At 51.2% G+C, this 10,449-nt stretch carries 8 protein-coding genes and 1 tRNA gene; 5 read left to right on the top strand and 4 right to left on the bottom strand.

The window, feature by feature from the left end; genetic code table 11:
* The 3 genes from RTK01_RS13730 to RTK01_RS13720 form a co-directional block, all read right to left on the bottom strand.
* Positions 1 to 1,395: HAMP domain-containing sensor histidine kinase (locus RTK01_RS13730; RefSeq protein ID WP_312281513.1), on the bottom strand; the 1,395-nt coding region annotated here is incomplete at its 3' end.
* Positions 1,396 to 1,456: 61 nt separating this feature from the next.
* Positions 1,457 to 2,143 (bottom strand): response regulator transcription factor, encoded by a 687-nt coding sequence (locus RTK01_RS13725; RefSeq protein WP_312281512.1) that lies wholly within the window; start codon positions 2,141 to 2,143, stop codon positions 1,457 to 1,459.
* Between the two features lie 26 nt (positions 2,144 to 2,169).
* Positions 2,170 to 3,522: a VCBS repeat-containing protein gene (locus RTK01_RS13720; RefSeq protein WP_312281511.1), complete on the bottom strand. Its 1,353-nt coding sequence runs from the start codon at positions 3,520 to 3,522 to the stop codon at positions 2,170 to 2,172.
* Between the two features lie 419 nt (positions 3,523 to 3,941).
* Here RTK01_RS13720 and RTK01_RS13715 point away from each other — a divergent pair.
* Positions 3,942 to 4,017: transfer RNA gene (locus tag RTK01_RS13715), tRNA-Ala, on the top strand.
* Between the two features lie 314 nt (positions 4,018 to 4,331).
* Here RTK01_RS13715 and RTK01_RS13710 read toward each other — a convergent pair.
* Positions 4,332 to 5,573, bottom strand: a complete 1,242-nt coding sequence (locus RTK01_RS13710; protein ID WP_312281510.1) for a recombinase family protein — start codon at positions 5,571 to 5,573, stop codon at positions 4,332 to 4,334.
* A 370-nt stretch (positions 5,574 to 5,943) separates the two neighbouring features.
* On the opposite strand from RTK01_RS13710, the gene RTK01_RS13705 reads away from it, so the two are divergent.
* From RTK01_RS13705 to RTK01_RS13690, 4 genes are all read left to right on the top strand, one after another.
* Complete coding sequence (locus tag RTK01_RS13705; protein WP_312281509.1) at positions 5,944 to 6,666, top strand: LytTR family DNA-binding domain-containing protein; 723 nt, start codon at positions 5,944 to 5,946, stop codon at positions 6,664 to 6,666.
* A 14-nt stretch (positions 6,667 to 6,680) separates the two neighbouring features.
* Positions 6,681 to 8,006, top strand: a complete 1,326-nt coding sequence (locus RTK01_RS13700) for a GHKL domain-containing protein (protein WP_312281508.1) — start codon at positions 6,681 to 6,683, stop codon at positions 8,004 to 8,006.
* 123 nt (positions 8,007 to 8,129) lie between these two features.
* Positions 8,130 to 8,423 (top strand): hypothetical protein, encoded by a 294-nt coding sequence (locus RTK01_RS13695; RefSeq protein WP_312281507.1) that lies wholly within the window; start codon positions 8,130 to 8,132, stop codon positions 8,421 to 8,423.
* On the top strand, positions 8,420 to 10,449 hold a 2,030-nt coding region (locus tag RTK01_RS13690; protein ID WP_312281506.1), incomplete at its 3' end, for an InlB B-repeat-containing protein. The genes RTK01_RS13695 and RTK01_RS13690, both read left to right, overlap by 4 nt.

Raw genomic sequence — 10,449 nt, 5'->3', positions numbered from 1 at the left:
CACCGTTCCGCCGCCCTGTGCGTTGGTAATGTCGAACTTTCCGTTGTGCAGAGTGACGATTTCGGTGCATACTGCAAGGCCGATGCCACTGCCCCGGGCCTTGGAGGAGCCCTTGTAAAACTTCTGCTTCACATAGGGCAGCTCCGCCTCCGGAATGCCGGGGCCGAAGTCCCGCACCCGAACCACCTCATATTCGTTTTCAAGAGCCACGGAGGCGGCAATCCGTTTGCCGGAGCCGCCATGCTTGGCGGCGTTATCCAGCACGTTGCAAAACACCTGCTTCAGCCGTTCCGGGTCCGCGGAGATAGGGGGGAGGTCCTCGCCGTCGGCGTCATAGTCCAGCTCAATGTCCTCCTGACGGAACAACTCTCGATAGGTAAAAATCGCGTCCTCAAATTCACTGCGAAGGTCTACACCCGCCTCTACCCGCAGGGTGAAGCGCCCGTCCTCCATTTTGGAGAATTCCAAAAGCTCCTCCACCATGGTACTTAGGCGGCGGGCCTCCCGCAGAATAATGCGGATGCCCTTGCGAAGCTGGGCCGGGTCGCCTGAGGCGTCCGCCAGAATTGTCTCGCCCCAGCCGTTGATGGCGGTAAGAGGGGTGCGCAGTTCGTGGGATACGGAGGAGATAAACTCCGTTTTCATCTTCTCGTTCCGCCCAATTTTCATCGACATGTCATTGATATTATTCACCAGCTCGCCCAGCTCGTCGGTGTACCTGTTTTCAATTTGAAGCCCGTAGCCCCCGGCGGAAATCCGCTTCGCCGCATCGGACACCACCGCCACCGGCTCCACCACCCGGTTAATGAACAAGAGGTTTGAAACCACCACCATCGCCATGCAGACCGCCGCAATCAAAAATACCGCCAGCACGGATAAAAGCACCTGCCGGTCCACGTCCCGCAGGGCCGTCACCAGCCGCAGCACGCCCACCACCCGGCTGTTAAACATCAGCGGGTAGGACACGGAGAGGATGCGCTCTCCCGTGGCGGGATCCTCCCCCTGAAAGACGGCCTTTTCCCCGGTGGAAACCGCATCGGGAATGTCGGCTGTTTTGGGAGAGGTTCCCACGGTGAGTCCGTAGCTGGAGGCCTGAATGCGTCCGCTGGGGCTGATGAACTGCAATTCAATGCGGTCCTTGTCCTCAAAAGAATCGGTAGAGTACACCGCCATCTGATAGTACTCCGCGTAGCTGTTCATAAAATAGCTGTTGAAGGAGTCTGCCGCTTCCTGCGCCCGAATCTCCAGGCCCCGCTGCATCCCGCCGTAATAATAGCTGGCAACGCCGGCGGAAAACAGCGTCACAATCAGCACCAGCAGGGCAAGCACGGGCATAATGGTGTTGAGAATCCACCGCTGGCGCAGCCCGCCGATGTGCAGATATTTTTTTCGCATACTTCCGCCTATTTTCGGCATGATTCTCCGTCCTCTTTTTCCTTTTATCGTCAGCGCGGTGTCACAGGCCCCATTTGTAGCCGTAGCCCCAAATGGTGGTGATAAACGCGGGGTTTGCCACGTCGTCCTCAATTTTCAGACGGAGCCGCCGGATGTTTACATCCACGATTTTCAGCTCGGCAAAATAGTCCCGTCCCCAGACCGTGTCCAAAATCTCCTCCCGGCTCAGGGCCTTTCCGGGATTCTCCATAAACATCTTCACAATGGAATACTCCACCTGCGTCAGTTTAATGCGCTTGCCGTTTTTCTCCAACGTGCGGTTCCGGGTGTTCAGCAAAAAGGGAGGCTGGCTCAACTCCCCGGCAGGCGCCGGGTCCTCGCCCCCCGCCCTGCGAAACAGGGCGTCCACCCGGGCGGTAAGCTCGGCAGGGGAGAAGGGCTTTGTCACATAGTCGTCCGCCCCGGTCATCAGGCCCGTCACTTTGTCCATCTCCTGAGTGCGGGCGGTGAGCATGATGATGCCGATTTTTGTGTTGGTGGCGCGAATCCGGCGGCAGACCTCAAATCCGTCGATACCCGGCAGCATAATGTCCAGCAGCGCCACGGTCACGTCCGGGTTTTCCCGCAGCCGATCCATGGCTTCCTCGCCCGTTTCCGCCTCGATGGCGTCGTACCCTGCCCGGCGCAGATTGATGACAATGAAATCGCGAATGCTGGACTCGTCCTCCAGCACCAAAACTTTTTTCATGAGTGCTCCGTCCTTTCCAGGTAATCTCAGTTGTCTCCCGCCAGCCATTCTCCCGTGATCAGGCTGAAAGCGGTGCGCAGTTCGTCTTCCGTCATGCTCAGGGGCCATGCGTTGTTGGCCTCCGGCAGCAGCTCCGCCGAGTAAACCGTTTCGGCCCGGCGGCTGAGAATGAACCGCCCGCCCCGCATGGCCTTAATCTCCCGGCTGTTTCCGGTGACGGCGCTGATTTTCAAAAATTCCCGCGTCCCGGTATCATCGCGGTAGGAGAAGGTCACGGTGGCTTCCTCCGGGCCGGAGTCCCGCCGGACTGTCACCTGATTCAGCCAGCTTTCCGGCAGGACCAAATACCAGCCGTCCTCCACGTCATGGTAGGTAGACGCGACCCGCGTGGAAGCGCCCGAAATGTCGTAGCCCCGCCACTCGATGCGGTAATAACCCTGCCCGCCCTCGGACATGGCGATCAGCGCCGGAACCGGCGCTTCGGTGGTTTTGTCACCATTGATGTCCGTGGGGTAGAGGGAGAGAAAACGGGCGATCTCGGTGGAAATACCGGTAATGTCGGAGAGCACAATGTTGTCCAGCTCCCCGTCCCGGTCCACCAAAATATCTGTGATGGCGGTGGTGGAATCAGAGACGCCTACCACAAAAAGCGCCGGCGTTCCATCCTGCAAGGCGCCGGATACCACCCGGCCCAGATTGCTCAGCTCCGCCATGGTGACGGATATTTTACAGGAGGATTTCAACGCCATGGTTCCGTCCTGCCAGACATATCGCTCGGCGACGCCCATGCCCTCCGTGTCCGCCCGGAAGGCAACCAGCTCGCTGCGGCCGTCTGCGTCCAGATCGGTCAGGACGTACTTAACATAGGTGGTGCGCAGCAGCTCCTCGGGCTGCTGACCGCGCAGGGCGTAAATCGTCAGCGCCTGCATCTCGGAGGCGGTCTTCCAGCCCACCGCCAGCTCCGTGTAGCCGTCCCCGTCAAAATCGCTGTATACGATGCTGAAGATGGCGCTGCCGCTGCCTTCAATCACGGCAGAGCGATGGTAGCTTCCGTTGCTGGCGCTGAAGATATAAATTTTCAGAGGCTTTTCCTCATTGGGCTTGCGCATGAAGGCAAGGGCTTCCTCTTGTCCGTCTCCGTCCAGATCCACCAGTTGCACCGGTTGGATGTTGGACCCGGAGGTGGGCGCGGCATATTCCGCGCCCTCTTCAATCAGCGTGTTGATGCTGGCCTCCAGCTCCCGATATTCGGCAGGAAGACTGGGCAGGCTGTAAAGGTCCTCCGCGGTTTCCGGCTTTAGCCCGGCGCAGCCGCTCAAAAGAAGACAGAGAGCCGAGAAAAGCGAGACTGCGGCCATACATTTCAGCTTGTTTTTCAATAGGTCCGCCTCCTTTTCGCCGCCCCGTTAGGGCCTAAACTCTTTTTATCTCAATTATAACAGTATATCATACCTTTTATCGGTTTGGTAGTGTTTCTTCACGTTTCCCGGCGCAATTTACCGACTGTTCACGTTCCGAAATTTTCCCTGCGGCGGTTCAGCCCCAATTTTCGCAAAATTGCACTTTACATTTCCAAAAATCATGCTATAATATCATTTGTCTCTGGCTCCGGAGGATTCCGGCGTGCGCCCTGCCTTTTGGGGAGCGTCTTGCTTGGCTGGAGCCGCAGTCGGATAGTCTGCCAGAAATATTTGGGGGCGTAGCTCAGCTGGGAGAGCAAGCTATCCGCAAAGCGGGCCCTGCCCACCTGACAACTTGCACAAAGAAAAATTCGAAAATTGAACAGATTCCGCAACTTGGGGGCGTAGCTCAGCTGGGAGAGCGTACGGTTCGCATCCGTAAGGTCGAGAGTTCGATCCTCTTCGTCTCCACCACAACATTTAACATACGAACCCTTGGATTGTAAGAGTTCGTATGTTAAACGCAATGCTCCACCATGAAAACGGCTAAATCGAATGATTTAGCCGTTTTTTCATAACTATTTTGAGAGGATCGAGGGCCTGCGAACCGAGCGTTTCCACTTTTTTTAGGAAAAGAGCCATCGCTCGGTTCGCATCCTAATATACCATCGTTAAAAAAGAAAAGTGGAATGCTCTTGAAACCTGCCAGATAACTCTATCGGAAAAGTACTCTAAAAACATTAAAAGTTGCGAACCAGACCCGGCGAGCGGTTCGCATCTAAGCAGCCTCAAAGCATTGCAAATTCACGAAAAACAATCCTAATATCCATATTACCAAAGATCGATACTCGTTCAATGATCGGGGTGAGTATCATTTTTTGTGCTGGAAATTCTGCTTTCGCCCAGTCCGTTGCAAGTAAACGGATTTGCAGAGACGATTTGTTGCGTTCAAAATACTGCCGGAGTTCTTCCTGGATATACTCATCAATCTTCTGAGCACGATAAGAAGTGGAGCCACAACACCGCCCTTTATACTGCGTTCGGTTGTAGCATTTGTAGATTGGAACTCGCTCAGATACTTCGGCACATGGATGATGACTTTTCCGAGCGGTAGAGGCAAAAATCTTTCCTCCACAGTGTCCACAGTACACATTTCCGGATAAAAGCGCCTGTCCGCTTACCCTTTGCGGGATTTGCCGTGTTTTGCGTTGCTCCGCGATTTGCTGGGCTACAGCGAAGGTTTCTGATGAGATGATTTTCGGTTCCGTCAGATCGTCTGATCGGCGGTCTCCCCAGACCAATCGCCCGGTGTACTGCTCTCGTTCCAATATGCCTCGAATGCTGCTGAAATGAAACTTTTCTCCATTGCGGTTGTAAATGTTCTGTTCCGCTAGGACTGCTGCAATTTTTCGGCTGCCGTATCCGTAGTGGATACGGTAATCAAATATTTTTTGAATAACTGCAGCTTCATCCGGTTGTATGGCCAAATCGTGGATTTCATGTCCACGATTGTTTTTTCGCCCGGTTTTAATAAGCTGATACCCATACGCGCAGCGTCCACCGCAGAAGAACCCCTCCACCGTCAGCTGTCCCATGCGGGTTTTGATGCGCTCAGAAGTTTTCAGGCTCTCGCCGGAGGCCTGCCAGTACCGAATGTAGTTCATCAGTTTGTCAACGTGGGAGTCGAATCGCTGCTGGCCTTCCGTGACGCTCCAGATTTCCACGCCATACATCGAAAGATCTTCCACGAAGAACGGAGTTTCCGAATCTCGCCGTCCAAGTCGGGCAAACATAAAGACAAGAAGGATGTCGAACTTTCTCAGCTCGGCATCCTTCTTGATCTGTTGAAGCACCTTGCGATCCTGTATTGGCGTCTTAAAACCGGAAATCCCCTTTTCATAAAGTTCCTTGATAATCCCCCACTGGTGTGTTGCCGCAAACTCCCGACACGCCTGCCGCTGCATGGGGATATCACCCTCTCGAAGCTGTTGGACGGTGGATACGCAGTAAAGGCAATAAACTCGTTTCATCTGTAATTCTCCTAATATTTAATGGGAGAATTATATACAATGATGTTCTATCTGTTATGGGAGATTCTGCTTAAAAACAATATAGGAAGTTCATTTGTACCATCATGGGAAGCTTATTAATTCTGCTAAAGAACAAAGTCCCAGGTCGTGCTACCAACAAAATTAAGGCGATTTAATAGCTGCAATAAAAGCCGAAGATTCTCATTTTATCCCGTTGGACAGTGATGTTACGATTCCACTTTTTCACGACACATCTTTATGTTCTCCGCAGCAAAAACATAGTCGATTTTTTTTGTATCCTGTTATATACTATGTTAAAATTATTCATCAGTCCTAAAGTCAGCCTTTACGAAACAAAAGGAGCAGACCGATGATTAGTATTGCAATATGCGACGACGAATTACAGCAACTTGAGCGAGCTAAGGGCTTGCTCAAGCAATATGCTTTTGAACACTCGCAATATGATATAAAAATCCATTTCTTTGCTGCGCCGTTAGAGCTGCTTTCTTTTGTGTCAGCAAATGGCGGATTTGATTTATTGCTGCTTGATGTTTATATGGACGGTATTCTAGGAACAGATGCAGCACGAGAGCTACGGGATATGGGTGATAAGTGCCAGATAATCTTTTTGACCACCTCGCGTGACCATGCGATAGACGCTTTTTCACTGGATGCCGCACATTATCTGGTTAAGCCTTATTCCGAAAACGAGTTCTTTTCGGCGCTTGACAAAGTGATGGAAAAGCTCACAAAAAAAGACAAAGTTTATATTACAATCAAATCAACAGATGGTATCAGCCGTGTGGACTTAAACAAGCTCGTATACTCTGAAACAGATAACCATGTTCAGAAATTATATTTGTCGGACGGCAGAGTAATCAGTGTTCGCAAATCCTCAACCGAGCTATTCGAATTGCTCGAAGAAGAACCGCGTTTTTACAAATGCGGCAGTACCTATATCATAAATATGGACTACATTGTAGAGCTCTCATCCAAAGGCGTGGCCTTTTCTTCAGGCGCCAGGATTCCGATTCTAAGCCGAAAATACATGGAACTAAAAAAACTGTACATGGATTACAGCTGCCGCTTCTGAAAGGGGGGAGCCTTATGCATATATTGTTAGGTCTATTGGTTCTCTTTAGGTTTTTACAGACGGCAGCTTACATCAGCCTGTTTTTTTTCTCGCTCATCAAGCTGAGGCAACCCAGAAAAAAACGAGTCGCAATTACCGTTGCGATTTATATTGCCGTTGCCAGCGCATATTGTGCCTTTCTATTTGTATACGGGCAGGAGAGGGCGGAACGCCTGATTATACCCGTCGAAATCGGGCTGTGTTTGATTCTGCTTATCATCTGTTCTGCGGACAAATGGGCGATATCGCTTTTTGTCATGTTTACTCAGTTCAATTTATATCTTGGGATATGCTATCTTTCGGATGTGTGCGCCACGGAAGCCTCGGGGCTCACATACCAGTTTGAGTATTTAATATACCGAACCGTGCTGTTCGGCGCATTTTTGTTTTTCAATTTCAAATATCTGCGACCTCGCTTCCGCAGACTTGTAGATGTCATCGGTAAAGAGTGGAAATTAATCACACTGGCCGCCTTCTTCTTTTATGTTCTGGAGGCCGTTATTCTATATTGCCCGCGTTTTTACTGGTATGAGACGGACAACCGCTGGTATCTCGTTGCAAGCTCTTATCTGGTGTTTTTCAGCGTCTACTTGCTGATCTTTCGATCGATCAGTGCAATTGTGGGAAAATATGAGGCTCAGGAGCGGGAAAGAATCCTTGCTCAGCAAAACAAGATGTGGGAGGAACAGCTGGAGGAGCAGAAAAATGCCGTCAATGCTGCCCGTCGCGACCGCCACGATCTTCGCCATCACTATGACACTCTTTTGTCGATGCTGGAGGGCGGAAAAACACAGGGAGCCGTGTCTTATCTGACTGCACAGACGCAGAGAACAGAGAGCGTCGTTCTGTCCGCCGTTTGCCAGCATCCTGCTGCAAATGCCATCCTGTCAAGATGGGCGGCTCGGGCAAGGGAGAACGGCATCAGAACTGAAATAGATGCGAGCATACCCGCAAATCTTCCGATGGACGACGTTGCGCTGGCTGGCATTCTTGCAAATGCCTTTGAAAATGCCGTAGAGGGCTGCCTGCGTACACCTGAAGGCGCGGCGCGGTTTATCAGCGTAAATATCGCTTATTCCGTTTATAATGGAGCCGGAAAACTTCACATTGTTTTTGAAAACTCATGCGCGGATAACATCGTTTTTGAAAGCGACCTCCCAAAATCACAGAAGCCAGGTGGCGGAACCGGAACAAAGAGCATTGCCTACGCCGCCGAACGCTACAAAGGCATGGCGGAATTTACCGCGCAAGATGGCGTGTTCAGGACACGTGTTCTGCTCCACTTATCGCAGCAAGCCTGAGAAGTCTGACAGAATCCGACATTTACGCCAAATATCCTGCAATTACGCCACGGCCGGTTTTCGGCCGTGGTTTTCTTTTATAATCCATACTAAGAAATTAGCTTTGAGGGAGTGACTTTAAAGATGAGAGAACCCGGTGACCGAACCACGGATGTAAAGGCGGCGCCCGGCAGACTTGAAATGGCGCGAGGCGACGTCTGCGACGCTTTTGAGCAGGATGCAGACCGGCTATTCTCTAACCGGGAGTGCTGGTATTGCAAATATGGGAATTTCGGTATTTTAACCGAGCATCCCACGCAAAACGGGGTATGTACTTATAAGACGACAATGAACACCATTCATAATTCATTCGCAAAGCGGCACGAGAACGATACATCCGTTCAGGCAAGCAAAAGACAGGAGGAAAAGACAAAATGAAAAAGAGACTTTTAAGTATTTTGCTTTCGGTGTGTATGGTGCTGACCCTACTGCTGGGCTTTACACAGCCCGCAATGGCGGCGGGGGAAGTAACATTACTTGTAAACACTTCCGCGGCAGATGACAGCCACGCCCGCGGAACGGGCGCGAACTATAAAACACTTGCCGGTGCGGTTGCCAAGGCTGTGAGCGGCGACACAATCAAGTTCGAAACTGATTGTGTGGTCGATGCAACTGTAATGATTGAGGGTACAACGTTAACCCTTGACCTGAATGACAAATTAATTACGTGCGGCGTTGATAATTCCTATTATACGAATTATTTAATTAGCGTGGGAAATGGCGGAACCTTGACTGTGACCGATACTGGGAGTGGTTCGGGAAAAATACAATATCCTTCACCGATTGTGGTCACGTCCAACGGAACCGTCACTGTTGCCCGAGGCACGATAGAAGCTGCTTCGGCAGGAAATGGTCCGGCAATTCAATGCGGTAGCAGCGGAGGCACAGTTAATGTATCCGGAGGCACAGTCATTCTTAATAATGGAGGCTCCGAATCTTACGGTGCAATCAATAGCTTTGGAACGGTAAATGTTTCTGGCGGAACCGTGGTTGGAACCGGTGCCACTCCAGCAATCAAAAGCTCTGGAACAGTCAATGTATCCGGCGGTAATATTAGCTCATTGAGTTCTTTGACTGGCAGTACAGCCAATGTTACTGGAGGCAATATTGGATTATTCCGTATTATTTCTGGTGGCACAGCCTATGTTACTGGCGGCACTATAAATACAATCAATAATGATGGCACATTACAAAATCGTAATTCGCAATCCTTAAGCTTATATGTTTTCACCGGCGGCGACCCTGATACGGCAGTCTCGTCGCTTTCAGTGACACCTGATTTAGGCTACACCTATGGCTTAAATGATGTAAAAACCGATAGCGAGGGCAAAATTTACGTTTGGCTGCCAGCAGGAAAAACGAATGCCAGTGTAACTGCCGGGGGAAAAACCATGTCAATTGATTTTAGAATACGTGGCGAAGAAATCACCGGCTTAATATTACCTTATCCGGGCGCATATGGGCAAACGTTTGCTTTCTACGGAACCGGCTATTCAGGTCAAGTAACATGGTCTCCGCGCGCTACCCCTTTTCTGCCTGGAACAGTATATACGGGAACATTCATCCTTACAGCAGTTGATAGCTACACATTTACAGGAATGACAGGAACTTTTACGGTTAATGGAGCAACGTCAGTTACTGCATCCGATAATACCGGTTCAACCCTCAAATTGACTGTTGTTTTCCCTGAGACAGTATCTCCGCAAGCCGTCACGGTGGCGGTGAAAAGGAATGGAGATGTGTGGGCGGGTCATGGGAAAAGTTTAGCGCTATATAAGGACGGCATCAACACCTACACCTTGAATAGCAGCGGCTACAATGCATCGGTTCTTCCGGGGACTTACGATATTTATGTGGGTACAACCGATACAGGGGTGAATATCACTGTAAGCAAAGGTGGCGTCAACTCCGCAGCGGTTAATTATTATAGCGTTACCCTACTCACCGGCAACATGACTATCGCAGACTTCACGGGCGACGGCACATATTTAAGCGGCGAAACCGCGATCATCAGCGCGACGCCAGTCCCCGGCTATACTTGGGACAGATGGAGCGATGATGACACAACCATGACAAATCGCTCCATTATAGTCACCAAACAAATCGTCATGACAGCCAGCGCCACACTGACGCCCGCCACCAAGCCCACGATCACCGGTGTGACGGGCGCGAGCTTGACCTACGGCTATACCTCGGGCAGCGTGTCGGTCGCCGCCACGGCGGCTGATGGGCACACCATCACCGGCTACCAGTGGTATTCAAATTCCGCGAACAGCAATGCAGGCGGTACTTTGATTTCCGGTGCTACCTCCGCAAGCTGCGCTCTGGCAACAGGCAAAGCTGTCGGGACGACGGAATATTACTACTGCGTCGTTACGTCCACGCGCGCAGATAACAACCAAAC

It is taken from the genome of Oscillibacter sp. (genome assembly GCF_031978065.1).
In the GTDB taxonomy this organism is placed as follows: domain Bacteria; phylum Bacillota; class Clostridia; order Oscillospirales; family Oscillospiraceae; genus Oscillibacter.
Note: the sequence above shows the minus strand (reverse complement) of the source record. Positions and strands in the feature narration are given on the sequence as shown.